The organism is Ideonella sp. (assembly GCF_041918995.1).
Classification (GTDB): Bacteria; Pseudomonadota; Gammaproteobacteria; order Burkholderiales; family Burkholderiaceae_C; genus Ideonella.
On the sequence record NZ_JAYRUN010000017.1, the window covers coordinates 78,988 to 97,997 of the forward strand.

Below are 19,010 nucleotides of genomic sequence, written 5' to 3' on the forward strand. Positions count from 1 at the left end.
TAACGACACCTATCTCCACATGACGCCAGCCCTCAACAAGACCCTGCCGGAGATTGAAGCGCAAGCCACGGGAGGGGTGAAGTTCACGCCGCAGGCCTTCAAGGGCCGCGCCATCGTGCTGTATTTCTACCCGAAGGACAACACCCCTGGCTGTACCACGGAAGCGATGCAGTTCCGCGACCAGCACGGCGAGTTCGTGAAGGCCGGCGCCGTGGTGTTCGGCGTGTCCCGCGACAACATGGCTTCGCACGACAAGTTCAAGCAGAACCTCGAACTGCCGTTCGACCTGATCGCCGACACCGAGGAGAAGCTCTGCCACATGTTCGGCGTGGTCAAGAACAAGATCATGTACGGCAAGAAGGTCAAGGGCATCGAGCGGTCCACCTTCCTCATCGACGGCACGGGCGTGCTGCGCGCCGAGTGGCGCGGCATCAAAGTTGCCGGGCATGTGGACGAGGTGCTGCAAGCGGTGAAGGACCTGAAGAAGGCCGCCTGACGCGCCTGGACGGCGCTGCGCGATGTGCATAATGGGCCCATGCCCGTGACCGTGATGCCCTGCATCCACCCCCCAAGCCGCACAGCCGTCTGTGCGGCTTTTTTGTCTCGGGCTGCCGCGCACCTCCGTCATCGAGCCTGACCGCCCATGCCTCTGCCGAAGCCCCCAGCGACCCGCGCCGCCACCCTTCCCGCCTCCGCCTACGAGACCCAGGCCGCGCCCCGCTCCGGGCGCACGCGGCCCGGCCCGGCCGCCTCGCCGCCCGAGGACAACGGCGCCCCGCCGCTGGCCCTGCGCCAGGACACCCCCACTCCCGTCGCGCCGGCACGCGCGCCCAAGACGGCCAAGGCGCCGCGCGCCGCGGCAGCCGCCAGTGCGGCGGCCCCCATGGCGGCGAAGGCGCCGCCCCCGTCGGTGGCCCGTGCCCCCGAGCCGCAGCCCAAGCCGCGCCGCCCCCGCCGCGACGGGCCGCCCAAGCTCTTCGTGCTGGACACCAACGTGCTGATGCACGACCCGATGTCGCTGTTCCGCTTCGACGAGCACGACATCTACCTGCCCATGATCACGCTCGAGGAGTTGGACGGGCACAAGAAGGGCATGAGCGAAGTGGCGCGCAACGTGCGCCAGGTCAGCCGCGAGCTTGATGCGCTGGCCTCCGACACCAGCGGGCTCGCGCCGCACGAGGGCATCCCGCTGGCCAAGACCGGCCACCGGGAGGCAGCCGGCAAGCTGTACTTCCAGACCACGCTGCTGGACGCCAAGCTGCCCGCCGGGCTGCCGCAGGGCAAGGCCGACAACCAGATCCTGGGGGTGGTGCAGTCGCTGATCGAGCAGCAGGCCGGACGCGAGGTGGTGCTCGTCTCCAAGGACATCAACATGCGCGTCAAGGCGCGCGCGTTGGGCCTGTGCGCCGAGGACTACTTCAACGACAAGACGCTGGACGACGGCGACCTGCTCTACACCGGCGTGCTGCCCCTGCCGGCGGACTTCTGGGAACGCCATGGCAAGACCATGGAGAGCTGGAACCAGGGCGGCCACACCTTCTACCGCATCAGCGGCCCGCTCGTGCCGGCGCTGATGATCAACCAGTTCGTCTACCTCGAGACGCCCGGCGAGGCGCCGCTGTACGCGCGCGTCACCGAGATCACCGGCAAGTCGGCGGTGCTCAAGACCCTGCGCGACTACACCCACGGCAAGAACGCCGTGTGGGGGGTCACCGCACGCAACCGAGAGCAGAACTTCGCCCTCAACCTGCTGATGGACCCGGAGTGCGACTTCATCACGCTCACCGGCACGGCCGGCACCGGCAAGACGCTGATGACCCTGGCGGCCGGCCTGTCCCAGGTGCTGGAGGACCGTCGCTACTCGGAGATCATCGTCACCCGCGTCACCGTGCCGGTCGGCGAGGACATCGGCTTCCTGCCGGGCAACGAGGAAGAGAAGATGGGCCCGTGGATGGGCGCGCTGGACGACAACCTGGAGGTGCTGGCCAAGAGCGACAGCTCCGCGGGTGAATGGGGCCGCGCCGCCACCAACGACCTGGTGCGCTCGAAGATCAAGATCAAGAGCCTGAACTTCATGCGCGGGCGCACGTTCCTCAACAAGTTCGTGCTGATCGACGAGGCGCAGAACCTGACGCCCAAGCAGATGAAGACGCTGGTCACCCGCGCGGGGCCCGGCACCAAGATCGTCTGCCTGGGCAACCTGGCGCAGATCGACACGCCCTACCTCACCGAGGGCAGTTCGGGGCTGACCTACGCGGTCGACCGGTTCAAGGGCTGGCCGCACTCCGGCCACGTCACGCTCGCGCGCGGCGAGCGTTCGCGCCTGGCCGACTACGCCTCGGACGTGCTCTGACGCCCGAGGCGCGGCGCGCTCAGCGCGCCAGGTAGTCGTAGAACGCCTTGGGGCTGGTGTCGCGGCCGAGGAAGTCGTGCACCAGCTGCTGAGGCGGGCGCTGGCCCCCCTCACCCAGCACGATGTCGCGGTAGCGCCGCCCCACCGTGGCGTCCAGCCGCTTGCCTGCAAAGGCCGTGCGCAGGTCCATCGCCACCACCAGGCTCCACAGGTAGCCGTAATAGCCGGCGCCGTAGCCGCCGGCCACGTGGCTGAAGGCCGCCGGGAACATCGTGCCGCGCACATGGCCCAGCGGCGTGGCGCCCTCCATGCGCTGCCACAGCGCCATGGGTTCGGGGGCGTCCGGGCCGTGCAGGGCCAGGTCATAGGCCGCGTAGAGGTGCTGGCGCGCGGTGAGGCTGCCCTTGGTGAACTCACGCGCCGCCCGGGCCTTCTCCACCAGTTCGTCGGGCACCGGCTCGCAGCGCGGGCACACCTCGGCGAACAGCTTCAGCACCGGCCGGTCGAAGACCCAGTCCTCCAGCATCTGCGACGGCGCCTCCACGAAATCCTGCTGCGTGCTGGTCCCGGCGTTCAGTGCGTAGCGCGTGGCCGACAGGTTCGCATGCAGCGCGTGGCCGAACTCGTGCAGCAGCGTGTCCAGCTCGTCGATCGTCAGGCCCTTGCGGTCGAAGTTGACCACCAGCGCCGCCTGCGGCAGCCGGCCGGTCAGCGTGGAGCCGCTGCGATAGGACCACACTGCCGCATGGCCGTACTTGCCGTCGCGCGGGTACAGGTCGACCATCAGGCCCGCCAGCGGCTTGCCGGTGGCGGCGTCACTCACGGCATAGGCCTGGGCCTCGGGGTGCCACAGGCGGGCCGGCACGGGCGTATAGCGCACACCGAACATCGTCTCGGCGATGCGCATCACGAACTGCAGGCTCTCCTGCGGCGGGAAGTACGGCCGGAACGACTCCTCGTCCACGGTGAAGCGCTCCTTGCGCAGGCGCTCGGTGTAGAACAGCACGTCCCACCGTTCGAGCGTCGTCTTCTCGAGCGGCTGGTCCAGGTGCCTGGCCTTGGCCTCGCGCAGCGCAGCGAGGTCGCGCTGCTCGCCCGCACGCACGGCCTGCTGCACGTCGTCCAGGAAACGCTGCGCCGAGGCCGTGTCGCGCGCCATGCGCCGACGCAGCATGAAATCCGCGTAGCTGTCGAAGCCGAACAGGCGCGCGTAGTCGCGCCGCAGCCGGGTGATCTCGCCGAGCAGCTTGATGTTGGCCGCGCCCCCCTCGGTCATCTTCGCCCGCCACATGCGCTCGCGCGCGGCCGGGCTCTGGGCGTGCTCCACCACGGGGTAGTAGCTCGGGTAGTCCAGGCCGAGCAGCACGCGGCCCTGCGCATCGCGCCGCGCCCCCTGCCACAGCGAGGCCGGCACGCCCACGAGCTCGGCGGGCGTGAACGCCACGCGCGTGGCGCTGTCGCGGATCGTCTTGTCGAACTGCTGGCCCAGCGCGCTGATGCGGTTGGCGAGTTCGCGGGCGCGGGCGCGGCGCGCCGGCGGCAGCCCCACCCCCGAGTCCTCGAAGGCCTCGATGGTCTGGCGCAGCGCCTCGCGGTCGATGTCGTCGGCCGGCTCGGCGGCCCGGGCTGCCCGGTACAGGCGCTCGTTCTGGCCCACGCGGGTCAGGAAATCCTGCCAGCGCAGTTCGCACGCCTCGGCGGCATCACGCACCTTGGGGTCCGGGTGCACATGGCGGATGAATTCGACGGGGCCGTGCGCGTCCTCGGTGACGGCGTAGAAGGCGTCGTACTGGGCGATCCAGCCCGCCGACGGGGCCACGGCCTCCAGCCGGCGCAGGGCCGCAGCGGCCTGCCGCATCCCGGAGTCGCAGGCCAGCTTCACCTGGCCGGCGGTGCGCAGGTCGGGAAAGGCCGGCCCCGGCCAGGCGGGGCCGTCAGCGGCCCTGACCAGGGGGGCCAGAACGATGGCCGACACGGCCAACGACGCACGAAACCACGAAATTTGCATGTCGCCTCGATGGATGGCGCCGGCATGGAAGCACCGGCCGGCGCGCATTGTGGCGGCTGCGCCGGCCCGCGGACGTTCATTCCTGATCATTGGATCGGTGCCGCGAGGGCCGTGCTGGCCCAATCCTCCCGCAAGTACTTGAAAACACTGACTTTTCCCGTTGACACCGGGAATCCCACGCACGTATGCTGCGCCCCGTGCCGATTCTTCGTCCCCTGAAGCCCGCCCTGGTGGCCGCCCTCCTCGCCCTGACGCTGTCCGCAGCGCAGGCCGCGCCCGGCGCACCGGCCGGCGCTGCACACGACCCGGTGATGCAGTTGCTGCAGGACCGGGGCCTCATCCAGCCGGGCACGGCAGTGCCCCCGGCCAGCGGCGCCCCGACGGGCCTGATCCACCAGGTGCGTGAAAAGGCGTCCGACCTGGTGCTGTCGGCCATGAACTTCATCGGCGTGCGCTACCGGCGTGGCGGCACCAGCGCCGAGAACGGCTTCGACTGCTCCGGCTTCACCCGCTACGTCTTCGAGAACAGCGTGGGCCTGGTGCTGCCGCGCCGAGCCGACGAGCAGGCGAAGGCGCCGGGCCTGTTCAGCATCTCCAAGGACGATCTCAAGCCGGGCGACCTGGTGTTCTTCAACACCCTGCGCCGCACGTTCTCCCACGTGGGCATCTACATCGGCGACGGCAAGTTCATCCATTCGCCCCGGGCCGGCGGCGAGGTGCGCATCGAGGACATGCGCATGGAGTACTGGGCCAAGCGCTTCAACGGTGCGCGGCGCGCGCCGGAAGTCGGCGGCACGGTGTCGGCCGAAGCGGGCAACCGCTCGGTGCAGTAGCGCCGCCGCCCCCTGCGGGCACCTGGCTTGACCCCGCGCGGGGTCGGCGCACCAGGCAACGGCACAATCGCAGGCCATGGGCGAACGTGTCATCCCCCTCACCGACTGGCGCCGGGGCGCCGCCATGGCTCGCCCCGCCGCGCCGATCGCGGCCACCGGCCTGCTGGCGGACGCGCGCGGCCGCCCCTTGCGTGACCTGCGCATCTCCGTCACCGACCGGTGCAACTTCCGCTGCAGCTACTGCATGCCCAAGGAGGTGTTCGACAACCGGCACGCGTTCCTGCCGCACAGCGCGCTGCTGAGCTTCGAGGAGATCACCCGCCTGGCCCGGCTGTTCACCGCCCACGGTGTGCGCAAGCTGCGCCTGACCGGCGGCGAGCCGCTGCTGCGCAAGAACGTGGAGGACCTGGTCGCCATGCTGTCCGGCCTGCGCGCGCCTGACGGCGAGGAACTGGACCTCACGCTCACGACCAACGGCTCGCTGCTGCGGCGCAAGGCCGCCGCGCTGAAGGCGGCCGGGCTGCGCCGCGTGACGGTGAGCCTGGACGCGCTGGACGACGCCATCTTCCAGCGCATGAACGACGTGGGCTTCCCCGTGGCCGACGTGCTCGCCGGCATCGACGCGGCGCTCGCGGCCGGGCTCGGCCCGGTGAAGGTGAACATGGTCGTCAAGCGCGGGGTCAACGACCACGAGATCGTGCCGATGGCGAGCCACTTCCGCGACCGCTATGGCTGCGCCGCGGTGCTGCGCTTCATCGAGTTCATGGACGTGGGCGCCACCAACGGCTGGCGCATGGACGACGTGGTGCCCTCGTCCCAGGTGCTGGGCCGGCTGCAACAGGCGTGGCCGCTGCACGCGCTGGAATCCGCCGCGCCCGGCGAGACGGCACAGCGCTGGGGCTACGACGACGGCCGCGGCGAGATCGGGCTCATCTCGAGCGTCACGCAGGCCTTCTGCCACGACTGCAACCGTGCGCGGCTGTCCACCGAGGGCCAGCTGTTCCTCTGCCTGTTCGCCAGCCAGGGGCACGACCTGCGCTCGCTGCTGCGGGGCGGCGCCACCGACGCCGACATCACCACCGCCATCGCGCAGGTGTGGGGCGGTCGCGAGGACCGGTACTCCGAGCTGCGCGGCTCGGCCGCCGCGCCGCAGGCGGGCGAACGCCGCGTGGAGATGCACTACATCGGGGGGTGATGGGGCCCCCACGCCCCCCTGCCGGGGGGCTGCCCCCCGAGGGGGCTCGCGCAGCGGACCGGCGGAGCCGGATCCGCGCACGCCCTGGGAGGCAGCGGCGCCCTGCGGGCGCGCTGCGGGGGAAGTGATGCCTCGACGCTCGATGGCCTTGTTGCCCCCCGAGGGGGCTCGCGCAGCGGACCGGCGGAGCCGGATCCGCGCACGCCTTGGGAGGCAGCGGCGCCCTGCGGGCGCGCTGCGCGCGCATGGCGGCGGGCTGCGCGCGGGCTCAGCGCAGGATGGAGGTGACGCCCTTGTTGGCGAGGGCGTCGGCGCGTTCGTTGCCGGGGTCGCCGGTGTGGCCGCGCACCCAATGCCAGGCGACGTCGTGCTGTTGCACGAGGGCATCCAGGCGCTCCCACAGCTCGGCGTTCTTGACCGGCTTGTTGTCGGCGGTACGCCAGCCTCGCCGTTTCCAGTTGTGGATCCAGGTGGTGATGCCGTTCTTCACGTACTCGCTGTCGGTGTACACGGCCACCCGGCAGCGGCGCTTGAGGCTGGCGAGGGCCTCGATCACGGCGGTCAGCTCCATCCGGTTGTTGGTGGTCAGGCGCTCGCCGCCGAACAGTTCCTTCTCATGGCCGCCGCTGCTGAGCCAGGCGCCCCACCCGCCGGGGCCGGGGTTGCCCTTGCAGGCGCCATCGGTATAGACCGTCACTGCGGTCGTCGCGTCATTCACGTGTGTCCTCGGTTGTCATGTGCATGTGCCGGTTGAGCACCGGTGCCACCTTGGGGGCGATCCGCTCCTGCCGCGCCAGGCCGATGAGCCGCATGCCGCGCACCCGCTTGACGGCCACGAGGCAATAGACGGCGCCGAACACCGGCCACCAGTGCGAGCCGACCCGGTCCATCCAGGCGAAGCGCTGCAGCCAGCGCTCCGACGCCACGGGTGGCCGCCAGCAGCCGAAACGCCCGGCCTCCACCTGGAAGCCGAGCAGCCGCAGCCAGTCGCGCGCGCGCCAGTAGCCGATGAACTCGCCCGCGCGCGGCAGGAACAGGCTGCGCGGCCCGCCCGCCAGGCGCAGTCGGGCATGGCCCAGCCGCTGCCGGACGCCCCACAGGCTCACGGGATTGAGGCCGACGATGACCACCCGGCCCTCGGGGCGCAGCACCCGCGCCACCTCCGCCAGGGTCTGGTGCGGGTCGGCCGCCTGCTCCAGCGTGTGCGGCAGCACGACGAGGTCGAGCGACTGGTCCGCGAACGGCAAGGCGTCCGGCTCGCAGTGCAGCGCCACCGCCGCCGGTCCGCGGCCCGGCGCCTCCTCGGCACAAGGGACCTCGAGGGGCGCAGGCAGCTCCAGCGTGTCGCTGGCCACCCAGCGGTGCGGCATGCGGTTGCAGCGCAGCGCGTCCATCTCGGGCAAGCCGACCTGCACGGCATGGAAGCCGAAGAGGTCGGCCACGGCCTCGTCCAGCCGCTCCTGCTCCCATGCCAGCAGGTACCGGCCGGGGGGCGTTCGCAGCCAGAGGCCCAACTCTATAATCGACTCGCTTTGCGTCATGGATCTCGTCGCCCTGCCCGCCTTCGCCGACAACTACATCTGGATGCTGCACGATGGCCGCGAGGCCCTCGTGGTGGATCCAGGCGATGCCCTGCCGGTGAATGAGGCGCTCGACCGACTGGGCCTGGCGCTCACGGCCATTCTAGTGACGCACCACCACCCCGATCACGTCGGCGGCCTCGCGGCCCTGCAGCCCCGCCTCGACGGACCGGTCCACGGTCCGGCCCGCGAGCCGATGCCGGTGGACCCGGTCGTCCGCCACACCGGCGGCGACGCGGTGCGATGGCAGGGCATCGAGTTCGAGGTGATCGATGTGCCGGGCCACACGGCCGGCCACATCGCCTACCACGCCCCAGCGGCCCCCGGCGGGCCGCTGCTGTTTTGTGGCGACACGCTGTTCTCCGCCGGTTGCGGCCGCCTCTTCGAAGGCACGCCGGCGCAGATGCAGGCGTCGCTGCAGCGCCTGGCGGCGCTGCCCGGCGACACCCGCGTCTGTTGCGCCCACGAGTACACGCTGTCCAACCTGCGCTTCGCGCGCGATGCGGACCCGTCCAACCCCGACATCCCGGCCCACCAGGCGCGCTGCCAGCAATTGCGCGCACAGGGGCTGTCCACCCTGCCCTCGAGCCTGGCGCTCGAGCGGCGCATCAACCCTTTCCTGCGCTGTGATGAGCCCGCTCTCGTGGCGTCGGCGCGGGCCCACGGCGCCCAGGCCACCGACCCGGTGAGCGTGTTCGCCGCCCTGCGCGAATGGAAGAACCAGCATTGATGACCCCCACCCCTGCCCCGACTGCTGCCTTGTCCGCCCGCCCCCTCGTCCGCTGGCTGGCCCTGGGCCTGGCCGCCTGGCTGGCCGGCTGCGCCACCACCCTGCCGCCGGCGGGCGAGCCGGCCGCGGCCGCGCCCGCACCGTCGACGGTCGTGGCCGAGCACGTCGTGGCGCCCGCCCCGGTGGCGTCGGCGGCGGCCTCCGCGCCCGCGGCAGCCGACGACGAGCGCTTCGTGGCCACGCCGGTGGACCCGATGCAGCCTGACCGCCCGGTGGACCTGTACGACGACCGCGCCAAGGTGGACCTGTGGGAACGCGTGCGCGCCGGCTTCGCGATGCCGGACCTCGACAGTGAGCTGGTGCGCGACCGTGAGCGCTGGTACGCGTCACGGCCCGATTACGTGCAACGCATGACGCAGCGGGGCAGCCGCTATCTCTTCCACGTGGTCGAGGAGCTGGACAAGCGCGGCATGCCGATGGAGCTCGCCTTGCTGCCGTTCATCGAGAGCGCCTTCAACCCGCAGGCGCAATCCGTGGCCAAGGCCTCGGGCATGTGGCAGTTCATTCCGTCGACGGGCAAGGACTACGACCTGACGCAGAACGTGTTCCGCGACGACCGGCGCAACGTGCTGGCGTCCACCCGGGCCGCGCTGGACTACCTCGGCCGCCTGCACCGCATGTTCGGCGACTGGCATCTGGCGCTGGCCGCCTACAACTGGGGCGAAGGCAACGTCCAGCGTGCGATCGCCCGCAACCAGAAGGCCGGCCTGCCCACCGACTACGAGAGCCTGCGCATGCCCGCGGAGACGCGCTACTACGTGCCCAAGCTACAGGCGGTGAAGAACATCGTCGCGCGTCCCGATGCGTTCGCACTCGCGCTGCCCGAGCTGCGCAACCACCCGTACTTCCTGAGCGTGCCCATCGAGCGCGACATCGACGTCAGCATGGCGGTGCACCTGGCCGAGGTGCCGCTGGACGAGTTCCGGCACCTCAACCCGCAGATGAACAAGCCGGTCATCCTGGCGGCCGGCACCGAGCAGATCCTGCTGCCCTACGACAACGCCAACCGCTTCGTGCAGAACCTGTCCCAGCACAAGGGCCCGCTGGCCACCTGGACCGCCTGGGTGACGCCGCGCACGATGCGGCCGGCCGACGCGGCCCGGCAGGTCGGCATGAGCGAAGACGCGCTGCGCGACGTCAACCGCATTCCGCCGCGCATGCTGGTCAAGGCCGGCTCGACGCTGCTGGTGCCCCGCCACAGCCGGCACGAGCAGGACGTGTCGGAGGAACTGGCCGACCACGCCATGATCGCGCTGGCCCCGGATGCGCCCGCACTGCGCCGGCTGACGCTGCGCGCGGGCAAGAAGGGCGAGACCGTGGCCTCGGTGGCCCGGCGCTACAACGTCTCCGCGCGCCAGGTGGCGCAGTGGAACGACGTGAGCGCCGGTGGCCGCTTCAAGCCCGGCGCCAGCATCGTGGTGTACCAGCCGAGCCGCAAGGCCTCCACGGCGGTCGCCGGGCGCGGCGCCAAGGGCACCCGGGTGGCCGCGGCGAACGCCAAGGCGACACCGAAGAAGGCATCCACCCGGCAAGCCAGCAGCAAGGCCAGCCGTACCAAGGTGGCCGACGCGGCGCGCGGCGGCAGCGCGTCGCGCCCGGCGTCCCGCCCCGTCTCACGCGCCTCGGCGTCGCCCAAGGCAGCGCCGGTGCGCATGACGCGGCAATGAGGCGCCGCCTCTGACGCGCCCAGGCGGCCCCGGTGGGGCCGTGAGGCAGCCGTGGGGCAGCCTCAGCGCCGGTCCACCAGCGCGTGGGCGATGGTGGACAGGTCCACGTACTCCAGCTCACTGCCCGCGGGCACGCCGCGCGCGAGCCGCGTGACCTTCAGGCCGCGCGGGCGCAGTGTCTCGGCCAGCACATGGGCGGTGGCCTCGCCTTCGGCCGTGAAGCTGGTGGCCACGATGACCTCCTCCACGGTGCCGTCGGTGGCGCGTCCGATGAGGCCCGGCACGCCCAGTGCGCTGGCTGCCAGGCCGTCGAGCGGGCTGATGCGGCCCATCAGCACGTAGTAGCAGCCGCGGTAGCTGCCGGTGCGCTCCAGCGCCGCCTGGTCGGCGGGCGACTCCACCACGCACAGCAGGCGGCCGTCGCGCGACGGGTCGCGGCAGATGGCGCACACCTCGTCGTCGGTGAAGGTATGGCAGCGGCTGCAGTGGCGCACGTGGGCCACCGCCTCGTCAAGTGCACGCGCCAGCTGCTGGGCACCGTGGCGGTCGTGCTGCAGGAGGTGGAAGGCCATGCGCTGCGCCGACTTCACCCCCACGCCAGGCAGGCGCCGCAACGCGTCGACCAGCGCCTCCAGATGGCCTGTTGCCATGGCAGTCGCGCGCGAGCCGCCTGTCAGAACGGCATCTTCATGCCCGGCGGCAGCGGCATGCCGGCCGTGATCTTGGACATCTTCTCCTGGGTGGTCGTCTCGGCGCGGCGCACGGCGTCGTTGAACGCGGCGGCCACGAGATCCTCGAGCATGTCCTTGTCATCGGCCAGCAGGCTGGGGTCGATGGTCACGCGCTTGACGTCGTTCTTGCAGGTCATGACCACCTTCACCAGGCCCGCGCCCGATTGGCCTTCGACCTCGATCAGCGCGAGTTCTTCCTGTGCCTTGCGCAGGTTGTCCTGCATGGCCTGGGCCTGCTTCATCAGGCCGGCGAGTTGACCCTTCATCATGGTCGGTGTTCCTTCGGGTAGGGAGTGGAGGGGTCAGGCCGGCCGGATGGAACCGGGCACGATGCGGGCGGTCGCAAACTGCGACAGCACGGCCTGAACCAGGGGGTCGTCGTGGATGATCTGCTCGGCCTGTCGCTGCCGCTCCGCGGCCGCCTCGGCGTCGCGCCGGGCGGGCGAATCGGCCGGCACGCCGGCCACCACTTCCAGACGGAGCGTGGCGTCGAGCCGGGTGCGCAGGGCCGCCTGGAGCTTGTCTGCCAGGCCAGGGGCACGCAAGGTCTCTCGCTCGACCACCAGGCGCCAGACTTCGCCGCCCTCGCCGGCCGGGTCCACGGCGGCCAGTTCGGCCTGCATGGCCAGCTCCCGCACCAGTGCCTGGATGGCGTTGCCGGCCACCAGCGCGGCGACCAGCTCGGCCCAGCGGTCGCCCAGCGGCGTGCGCCGCAACGAGGCGACCGGGGCCACAGGCGCGGGCGGGGCGGCAGGCGACGGCTCCGGGGCGGGGGCGGGGGGGACCGGACGGTGTACCGAGGCCGCCGGCACAGCCGCCTGCACGGCGGCGGCCGGGCCCGCCGCACTGCCCTCGCCGACCGCGGGACGCGCGGCGGTGGGGGCCGGCGCCGCGGGCGCCTCGTCGGCCCAGGGCGGCGCCTCGTCCATCCAGGGGGGCGGGCCATCGTCCGATGAAGTGGCCACCACGGCCAGTGTGGCGCGCTCGGCGGCCACGGGCGGAACCGGGCGCGGGTGGTCGGTCGCCGCGGCGCGGGCCCGGGCCGGCGTGTCGACCGGCGCGCTGGTGCGCTCGACGCGGCGCGCCTGCAGCGCCGCGGACGGGGACGGCGCCGACGCCGTCCCCGCCGGCCCCGCGGCAGAGCCGGGCGCCGCCGCGGCCGGCGGGCGGGCCGCTGCGCCGCCTGCGGGCGGGAAGGCCAGGAAGCGCAGCAGCACCATCACCAGGCCCGCGTACTCGTCCGGCGCCAGGCTCAGCTCGGCGCGTCCCTGCAGCACCATGCTGTAGAGCAGTTGCGTCTCGTCCGGCGCCAGCTGCGGCGCCAGCAGGCGCGGCGCCTCGGTGTCGGGATCGGCGGCGTCCAGCGCGCCGGGCACCGCCTGCTCGACCGCCATGTGCTGCAGCAGGCGCGCCATCTCCTCCAGCGTGCCCGGCGCCGACAGCCCCTGGCTGCGCAGCGCCTCGGCCTGCTCGAGCACCGCCCGGCCATCGCGCGCGGCCAGCGATTCGATGAGGCGCTGCGCATGCCGGCGGTCCACCGTACCGAGCATGGCGCGCACGGCGGCCTCCTCCAGCCGGCCGCCGCCGTAGGCGATGGCCTGGTCGGTGAGCGACAGCGCGTCGCGCATGGAGCCCCGCGCCGCACGCGACAGCAGGCGCAGCGCGCCGTCGTCGGCCGCGATCTGCTCGCGCCCGAGCACGTCGCGCAGGTGGTCGGCCACGGTCTGGGGCGCCATCGGCCGCAGGTTGAACTGAAGGCAGCGGCTCAGCACCGTGGGCAGCATCTTCTCCGGGTCCGTCGTGGCCAGCACGAACTTCAGGTACTCCGGCGGCTCCTCCAGCGTCTTCAGCAGCGCGTTGAACGCGTCCTTGGTGAGCTGGTGTGCCTCGTCGATCATGAAGACCTTGAAGCGGCCCACGCTGGGCTTGTAGGACGCGCGTTCGATCAGGTCGCGGGCCTCGTCGATGCCGCGGTTGCTGGCGGCGTCGAGCTCGGTGTAGTCGATGTAGCGGTCGGCGTCGATCTCGCGGCACGCCGTGCACACGCCACACGGCGTGGCCGTGATGCCACCGGTGCCGTCGGTCCCCGTGCAGTTGAGGCACTTGGCAAGGATGCGCGACACGGTGGTCTTGCCGATGCCGCGGGTGCCGGTGAAGAGGTAGGCGTGGTGCAGCCGCTGCTGTTCGAGCGCATGCGTGAGGGCCCGCACCACATGGTCCTGGCCCACCATCTCCTCGAAGTTGCGCGAACGGTACTTGCGCGCCAGGACCACATAGCTCATGCGCGGCATTCTACGGGCGCCCCCGGCGTCGCCTGTGCCGGCGACCCCGTGGCGGATAATCCCGCCCCATGAGTTCCACCCCCGCTTCCACCGGCACGCTGAGCTACGAACAGGCCGGCGTCAACTACGACCTGATCGATCCCCTGAAGGTGGCCGCCCAGCGCTCGGCCGCGGCCACCGCCGGCCACCTCGCCGGACACGGCTTCAGCGAGGTGCCGGCCTCCCGCGGCGAATCGGCCTACGTGGTGGACGTGGGGCCCTTCTACCTCGCCAGCATCGTCGAGTGCCTGGGCTCCAAGGCCCTGGTGGCCGACGAGATGAAGGCGCTGACCGGCCGCTCGTACTACGCCGGCATCGCCCAGGACACCATCGCGATGGCGGTGAACGACCTGATCACCGTGGGCGCGACCCCGCTCGTGGTGCAGGCCTACTGGGCCGCCGGTGGCAGCGACTGGTTCGCCGATGCCCAACGCGCCCAGGCCCTGGTCGAGGGCTGGAAGCGCGCCTGCGACACCTGCGGCGTGGCCTGGGGCGGCGGCGAGACGCCCGCGCTCGCCGGCATCGTGGAGCCGGGTCGCATCGACCTGGCCGCGTCGTGCACCGGCATCATCAGCCCCAAGAGCCGCCTGTCCGTGGGTGACGCGCTCGGCGCGGGCGACGCCATCGTGCTGCTGGCGTCCAGCGGCATCCATGCGAACGGCCTGAGCCTGGCCCGCAAGCTGGTCGAGCGCCTGCCCGAGGGCTACCTCACCGAGGTGGCACCGGGCCTGAGCTACGGCGAGGCCCTGCTGGCGCCGACGACGCTGTACAGCCCGGTCACCGAGGCGCTGGCCAAGGCGGGCGTGACGATGCACTACTGCGCCAACATCACGGGGCACGGCTGGCGCAAGCTGCTACGTCACCCGAAAGCGCTCACCTACCGCATCGACGCGTTGCCCGCCGTGCCACCGGTGCTGTCGTTCATGCAGCGCCATGCGCAGCAGGACGATCGTGAGGCCTATTCCACCCTCAACATGGGTGCGGGCTTCGCCCTCTTCGTGGCGGCCGATGACGCCCAGCGCACGGTCGACATCGCCCGCAGCCAGGGTGTGGAGGCCCTGGTGGCCGGGCGCGTGGAAGACGGCGACAAGCAGTTGCTGATCGAACCGCTGGGCATCCGCTTCGGCGACGACGACCTGCAGCTGCGCTGAACGGCCGGCTCCCGGCCGTTCAGCGGCGGTACGATTCCTTGAAGGACTGGTGCCGCTGGTCATAGGCCATGCCGCGCTGCACCTCGGCGATCGCCTTGTCCACGGCGCGCAGCGCGTCGGCGCGGTTGCCGCCCTTGTCGGAGCTCGCGCGCATCAGCGCCGCGCGGGCCTGCTGCAGGTGGGCCAGGGCCTCCTCCATGTGGGGTTGCCCGGCGCGGGCGGGCACGGCAGACAGCAGCGCCATGGCGAGGCCGGCGGCGGCCAGGCGGACGATCGGGCGACGGTGGTGGGTGGGGGCCACGGGCATGCACGCTCCTGAAAGGTAGATCGGCGCGCAGCATAACGATCCCTGCGCCACCAGACGGTAAACAGTTGTCCCTGCGCCCGCGCGGCCAGGGCGCTCGCTTACAATGCGCCTCGACGGGCCTCCTCGCATGGAAGCGCGGCCAACCGGGTCAGGTGGGGAACCAAGCAGCCCTAACCGTTGTGACCAGTGCCGGGGTCAGGCTCGTCACCCCCCATTCCGGGCATTCCGTTTGCCCATGGCGGCCATGAACACAGCCGCCCATGCCCGCGACGCCGCGGAAGACCCCCACTCCCGAGAGCACGTCGACATCGACGACAAGGCCTCGGTCGACCGCTGGGCAAAAGCGCTTGGCACCACCGACGAGGCCCTCGTGAACGCGGTGCAGGAAGTCGGCACGCGCATCGACCGCGTCAAGGAATACCTCGGCCAGGGCGGCATGGGCGCCGACCAGTCCGCCGGTTGAGTCCGCCGGCTGTCATCCTGGCGCAGATGCTGGCGCCGATAATCGCTGGCATGGCCACGCCACGCATGTCCGCCTCGTCTGCCTGGCGCCTCGCCCAGAAGGCCTGGGATCTGCTGCATGCGGATTCGGCGCAGTCGCGCGAGCTGGCCGAGCGGGCCCTGGTCGACGCGGAGCGCCGGGGCGACGACGCCGCGCTCGGCTGGGCCCGGCTCGCGAGCGGGTTCCACCTGCTCTATTACGCCACGGCCGCCGAGGCCGCACAGGAGCTGGCCCGCGCCGAGGCCCACTTCGCCCGCGGCGGCGACGCCGCCGGGCGCATCCTCTGCCAGGCCGGCCAGGCCCGCGCCATGTGGCGCCAGGGGGACGCCCCGCGCGCGCTAGCGCACGTGCTGCCCCTGCGCGACGAAGGCCTTCGGGTGCTGCGGCCCGACCAGCGCGGCGTGCTGCTGAACACCATTGCCGGCTGCTACTCGGCGCTGGGTGAATCGGCCCAGGCCTTCGCCTACATGTTCGAGGCCCTGCGCGACACCGGCAGTCACACCGGCGGCGGGTTCGACGTGGTGCTGCACTGCAACCTCTCGCACGAGCTGCTGCAGATCGGCGACTACGAGCATGCCCTGCTCCATGTGAGCCAAGGCCTGGCGCGCGGCCAGGCGCTGAAGAACGCACGGCTGACCAGCGTGCTCTGGATCAACCGGGTCATCGCCCTGACCGAGCTCGGTCGAGCCGGCGAGAGCCTGCCCGACATCGCGGCCCTGCTCGCCCTGCCCACCGACCCTACGGGCCGCGGCCGCATGTCGCCGCACCACGAGACGCTGGCGATCGCCGCGCTGCGCGCCGGCCAGCCGGCCATGGGCCGCGACCTCGTCGCGCGCGCCTGGACCCTGGGCGATGCGGTGCAAGCCGACGAGCGGCTGGAGCGCGCCTGCGCGACGGCACTGCTGGCCCTGGCGGACCGTCGCCCCGCGGACGCGCTGCAAGGCCTGCTGCCGATGGTGGCCGACGCGGCCGACGACCTGCGCAGCGGGGGCAGCGTGCGCGTGCGCGCCCAGTTCTTCGGTGTGCTGTCCGAGGCCCAGGAAGCGGCCGGCCACGTGGCCGAATCCTTGCACGCCCTGCGCCAGCAGCAGCGGCTCCAGCGCCTGCAGTCCCAGTTGGCGTCGCGCGCGCGCTACCAGGCGGCGGCCCTGCAGAGCGAGGTGATCCGCCTGCAGCAGCGCCTGGACCGGCACGATGCCCACCGCCGGCGGCTCGAGGCCGCGCGCGAGGAGCTCGCCACCGCCAACGCCGAGCTGCGCCGCCAGGTGGCCCAGGTCAAGGCGCTGCAGCAGGCGCTGATCGAGCAGGCCACGCACGACCCGCTGACGGGGCTGTTCAACCGCCGACACCTGAACGACGCCCTGCCCACCCTGTTCGCGCTGGCCACGCGTGACGGCCAGCCCATGGCGCTGGCCATCATCGACCTGGACCACTTCAAGCGCATCAACGACGAGCATGGCCACATCGCCGGCGACCAGCTGCTGGCGGCCTTCGGCGAGCTGCTGTCCGGCCACTGCCGCCGCAGCGACGTGGCCTGCCGCTACGGCGGGGAGGAGTTCTGCCTGCTCATGCCGCGCACCGACGCCGCGGGCGCGCGCCGCAAGGTGCAGTCGTTGCTGCGGCGCTGGCGGCTGCAGGCGTTCGACCTGTCCGGGCAACAGGTGCAGGGGCTCAGCTTCTCCGCGGGCGTGGCGGACACGCGGCTGGCCGCCGACTCGCCCGACGCCCTGCTGAAAGCGGCCGACGACCGGCTGCTGGCCGCCAAGCGCGAGGGCCGCAACCGGGTGGGCGTGGCGGCCTGAGCCGGGCCCTGCGTGTTGCGGGGGGTAAAGAGAACCCTCCTACCCGCCGGGTGCTGAAACCCGGTGTTACGCTCCGCGGCTTGGTTAGCTGAGCTAAGCAATGCCCGCCTTCCCGGTCCCCGACGCTGATTCCGTTGCCTCCGCGTTCCTGGACGCGGTGCCGGGGGCCATGGACGCCCTGCGGCTGGCGATGCGCGCCCATGTGGGCGACCAGCTCTCGGTGCCGCAGTTCCGCTGCCTCAACTACATCGGCCTGCACCCCGGCAGTTCCGTGGGCGCCGTGGCCCGCTTCCTGGGCGTGAGCCTGCCCACGGCCTCGGCCATGGTGGATCGCCTGGTCAAGGCCGGCGCCGTGGCGCCCGGCACGGCGACGGACGACCGGCGGCGCAGCGCCCTGGAGCTCACCCCGGCGGGCCGGGACCAGCTCGACACCATCCGCCGCGGCGCCCACGCCGAGCTTGCCCTGTGGCTGTCACCGCGCAGCGCCGACGACCTGCGCACCCTGCACGCGGGCCTGCTGCTGCTGCGCCAGCTCTTCGGGCGGCCGGTCGCGCCGACCGCCGCGCCCTCCGCTCCACCCCCCTCCTCACGCACCGCATGAGACGGACCGAACCGCCTTTCCCTTCCTTCCCGTCACGCGGCGCCCGGTCGCGGCTGGCGGTGTGCCTGAGCACCGCCGTGCTGGCCGCCTGTGGCGGCGGCCAGGGCGGCAACGGCCCAGCCGCCTCGTCCCCCGCGGCCTCCGGTGCGGCCACCGGCCCGGCCGTCAGCGTCACCACGGTCGCCGCCCGCCGGCAGGACCTGCCGGTCAGCCTGCAGGCCACGGGCACCGTCACGCCCCTGTCCGCCGTGGACGTGAAGCCCCAGATGAGCGGCGTGGTGCAGCGCGTGCATGTGCGCGAGGGCCAGTTCGTGCGCGCCGGCGACCTGCTGTTCACGCTCGACGACCGCACCGAGCAGGCCAACGTGGCCAAGGCGGCGGCGCAGGTGACGCGGGACGAGGCCTCGCTGGCGGACGCGCAGCGCCAGCTGGCCCGCGCCCGCGAGCTGCTGGCGCAGGGTTTTGTCTCCCAGGGCTCGGTCGACGCGGCGCAGGCCAACGTGGACGCCCAGGCCGCCCTGGTGCAGTCCGACCGCGCCGCGCTGGCGGCGGCCCGGGTGGCGCTGTCCCACGCCCGCATCACCGCCCCCGGCTCGGGGCGGGTCGGCCTGGTGCCGGTGTTCCCCGGCACCGCGGTGCTGAGCGGCCAGACCGCCCTGACCACGATCACCCAGCTGGATCCCGTGGCCGTGTCGTTCAGCCTGCCCCAGCGGCACCTGGCCGATGCCCTGGCCGCGCTGCCGGGGGGTGGCGCGCCGGTCACGGCCACGTTGCCCGACGCGGGCAGCGCACCGGTGCAGGGCCGGCTGCAGTTCGTGGACAGCCAGGTGGACGCGGCCTCGGGCACCGTCAAGGCCAAGGCGGTGTTCCCGAACCCCGGCACCCGCCTGTGGCCGGGGGCGTTCGTCCACGTGCGCATGCAGGCCCGTTCGCTGGCCGGTGCGGTGGTGATTCCCCAGGCCGCGGTGATCGAGGCCGCACGGGGACCGGTGGTCTACGTGGCCGTCGACGGGCAGGCGCAATCGCGGCCGGTGAAGGTGCTGCATGCCGAAGGGGCCGATGCCGCGGTCGAGGGCGTGCAGCCCGGTGAGCGCGTGGTGCTCGATGGCCGGCAGAACCTGCGCCCCGGGGCGCCCCTCGCGGAACGCGGTCGTGGCGCCACGACCGCG

At 72.3% G+C, this 19,010-nt stretch carries 18 protein-coding genes and 1 other RNA gene; 12 read left to right on the forward strand and 7 right to left on the reverse strand.

Going from position 1 to position 19,010, the window contains the following annotated elements; genetic code table 11:
- The first annotated feature begins 19 nt into the window (after positions 1-19).
- Both ACE3UN_RS15510 and ACE3UN_RS15515 read left to right on the forward strand, forming a co-directional pair.
- On the forward strand, positions 20-496 hold the full coding sequence (locus ACE3UN_RS15510) for a peroxiredoxin (protein WP_374675878.1): 477 nt from the start codon (positions 20-22) through the stop codon (positions 494-496).
- Between the two features lie 147 nt (positions 497-643).
- Positions 644-2,353, forward strand: coding sequence for a PhoH family protein (locus ACE3UN_RS15515; protein ID WP_374675879.1), 1,710 nt, complete (start codon positions 644-646; stop codon positions 2,351-2,353).
- A gap of 19 nt (positions 2,354-2,372) precedes the next feature.
- On the opposite strand, the gene ACE3UN_RS15520 is transcribed toward ACE3UN_RS15515, so the two are convergent.
- Entirely contained in the window at positions 2,373-4,361 is a 1,989-nt protein-coding gene (locus ACE3UN_RS15520; RefSeq protein WP_374675880.1) for a M3 family metallopeptidase, read from the reverse strand.
- A gap of 197 nt (positions 4,362-4,558) precedes the next feature.
- Between ACE3UN_RS15520 and ACE3UN_RS15525 the strand changes: the two genes are divergently transcribed.
- Both ACE3UN_RS15525 and moaA read left to right on the forward strand, forming a co-directional pair.
- Positions 4,559-5,194: a C40 family peptidase gene (locus tag ACE3UN_RS15525; protein WP_374675881.1), complete on the forward strand. Its 636-nt coding sequence runs from the start codon at positions 4,559-4,561 to the stop codon at positions 5,192-5,194.
- A gap of 76 nt (positions 5,195-5,270) precedes the next feature.
- Entirely contained in the window at positions 5,271-6,389 is a 1,119-nt protein-coding gene (moaA, locus tag ACE3UN_RS15530; protein ID WP_374675882.1) for a GTP 3',8-cyclase MoaA, read from the forward strand.
- Positions 6,390-6,657: 268 nt separating this feature from the next.
- Here the strand turns inward: moaA and rnhA are convergent, their stop codons facing one another.
- Both rnhA and ACE3UN_RS15540 read right to left on the reverse strand, forming a co-directional pair.
- Positions 6,658-7,107, reverse strand: coding sequence for a ribonuclease HI (gene rnhA, locus ACE3UN_RS15535; protein WP_374675883.1), 450 nt, complete (start codon positions 7,105-7,107; stop codon positions 6,658-6,660).
- Positions 7,100-7,930 carry a class I SAM-dependent methyltransferase gene (locus ACE3UN_RS15540; protein WP_374675884.1) on the reverse strand — a complete coding sequence of 277 codons (831 nt, stop codon included), beginning with the start codon at positions 7,928-7,930 and terminating at the stop codon, positions 7,100-7,102. Before ACE3UN_RS15540 ends, rnhA begins: the two co-directional genes overlap by 8 nt.
- On the opposite strand from ACE3UN_RS15540, the gene gloB reads away from it, so the two are divergent.
- Together gloB and ACE3UN_RS15550 are read left to right on the forward strand one after the other, a co-directional pair.
- Complete coding sequence (gloB, locus tag ACE3UN_RS15545; protein WP_374675885.1) at positions 7,929-8,699, forward strand: hydroxyacylglutathione hydrolase; 771 nt, start codon at positions 7,929-7,931, stop codon at positions 8,697-8,699. The genes ACE3UN_RS15540 and gloB overlap by 2 nt on opposite strands.
- On the forward strand, positions 8,699-10,426 hold the full coding sequence (locus ACE3UN_RS15550; RefSeq protein ID WP_374675886.1) for a transglycosylase SLT domain-containing protein: 1,728 nt from the start codon (positions 8,699-8,701) through the stop codon (positions 10,424-10,426). Before gloB ends, ACE3UN_RS15550 begins: the two co-directional genes overlap by 1 nt.
- A gap of 62 nt (positions 10,427-10,488) precedes the next feature.
- Here ACE3UN_RS15550 and recR read toward each other — a convergent pair whose 3' ends face one another.
- From recR to dnaX, 3 genes are read right to left on the reverse strand one after another with little or no spacing between them, the layout of a single operon-like run.
- A complete protein-coding gene (recR, locus tag ACE3UN_RS15555; protein ID WP_374675887.1) occupies positions 10,489-11,076 on the reverse strand; it encodes a recombination mediator RecR in 588 nt (195 codons plus the stop codon).
- A gap of 23 nt (positions 11,077-11,099) precedes the next feature.
- Complete coding sequence (locus ACE3UN_RS15560) at positions 11,100-11,426, reverse strand: YbaB/EbfC family nucleoid-associated protein (RefSeq protein WP_374675888.1); 327 nt, start codon at positions 11,424-11,426, stop codon at positions 11,100-11,102.
- Between the two features lie 33 nt (positions 11,427-11,459).
- A complete protein-coding gene (gene dnaX / locus ACE3UN_RS15565; protein ID WP_374675889.1) occupies positions 11,460-13,439 on the reverse strand; it encodes a DNA polymerase III subunit gamma/tau in 1,980 nt (659 codons plus the stop codon).
- A gap of 68 nt (positions 13,440-13,507) precedes the next feature.
- On the opposite strand from dnaX, the gene ACE3UN_RS15570 reads away from it, so the two are divergent.
- Positions 13,508-14,629 carry an AIR synthase-related protein gene (locus ACE3UN_RS15570; protein ID WP_374675890.1) on the forward strand — a complete coding sequence of 374 codons (1,122 nt, stop codon included), beginning with the start codon at positions 13,508-13,510 and terminating at the stop codon, positions 14,627-14,629.
- Positions 14,630-14,648: 19 nt separating this feature from the next.
- On the opposite strand, the gene ACE3UN_RS15575 is transcribed toward ACE3UN_RS15570, so the two are convergent.
- Positions 14,649-14,936 carry a hypothetical protein gene (locus ACE3UN_RS15575; protein WP_374675891.1) on the reverse strand — a complete coding sequence of 96 codons (288 nt, stop codon included), beginning with the start codon at positions 14,934-14,936 and terminating at the stop codon, positions 14,649-14,651.
- A gap of 112 nt (positions 14,937-15,048) precedes the next feature.
- On the opposite strand from ACE3UN_RS15575, the gene ffs reads away from it, so the two are divergent.
- From ffs to ACE3UN_RS15600, 5 genes are all read left to right on the forward strand, one after another.
- Positions 15,049-15,145, forward strand: an RNA gene (gene ffs, locus ACE3UN_RS15580) — signal recognition particle sRNA small type.
- Between the two features lie 35 nt (positions 15,146-15,180).
- The gene (locus ACE3UN_RS15585) at positions 15,181-15,399 is read left to right on the forward strand and encodes a DUF3606 domain-containing protein (RefSeq protein ID WP_374675892.1); all 219 of its coding nucleotides are present in this window, start codon (positions 15,181-15,183) and stop codon (positions 15,397-15,399) included.
- 50 nt (positions 15,400-15,449) lie between these two features.
- Positions 15,450-17,240 carry a diguanylate cyclase gene (locus ACE3UN_RS15590; protein WP_374675893.1) on the forward strand — a complete coding sequence of 597 codons (1,791 nt, stop codon included), beginning with the start codon at positions 15,450-15,452 and terminating at the stop codon, positions 17,238-17,240.
- A 100-nt stretch (positions 17,241-17,340) separates the two neighbouring features.
- Positions 17,341-17,841: a MarR family winged helix-turn-helix transcriptional regulator gene (locus ACE3UN_RS15595; RefSeq protein ID WP_374675894.1), complete on the forward strand. Its 501-nt coding sequence runs from the start codon at positions 17,341-17,343 to the stop codon at positions 17,839-17,841.
- Positions 17,838-19,010: efflux RND transporter periplasmic adaptor subunit (locus ACE3UN_RS15600; protein ID WP_374675895.1), on the forward strand; the 1,173-nt coding region annotated here is incomplete at its 3' end. The genes ACE3UN_RS15595 and ACE3UN_RS15600, both read left to right, overlap by 4 nt.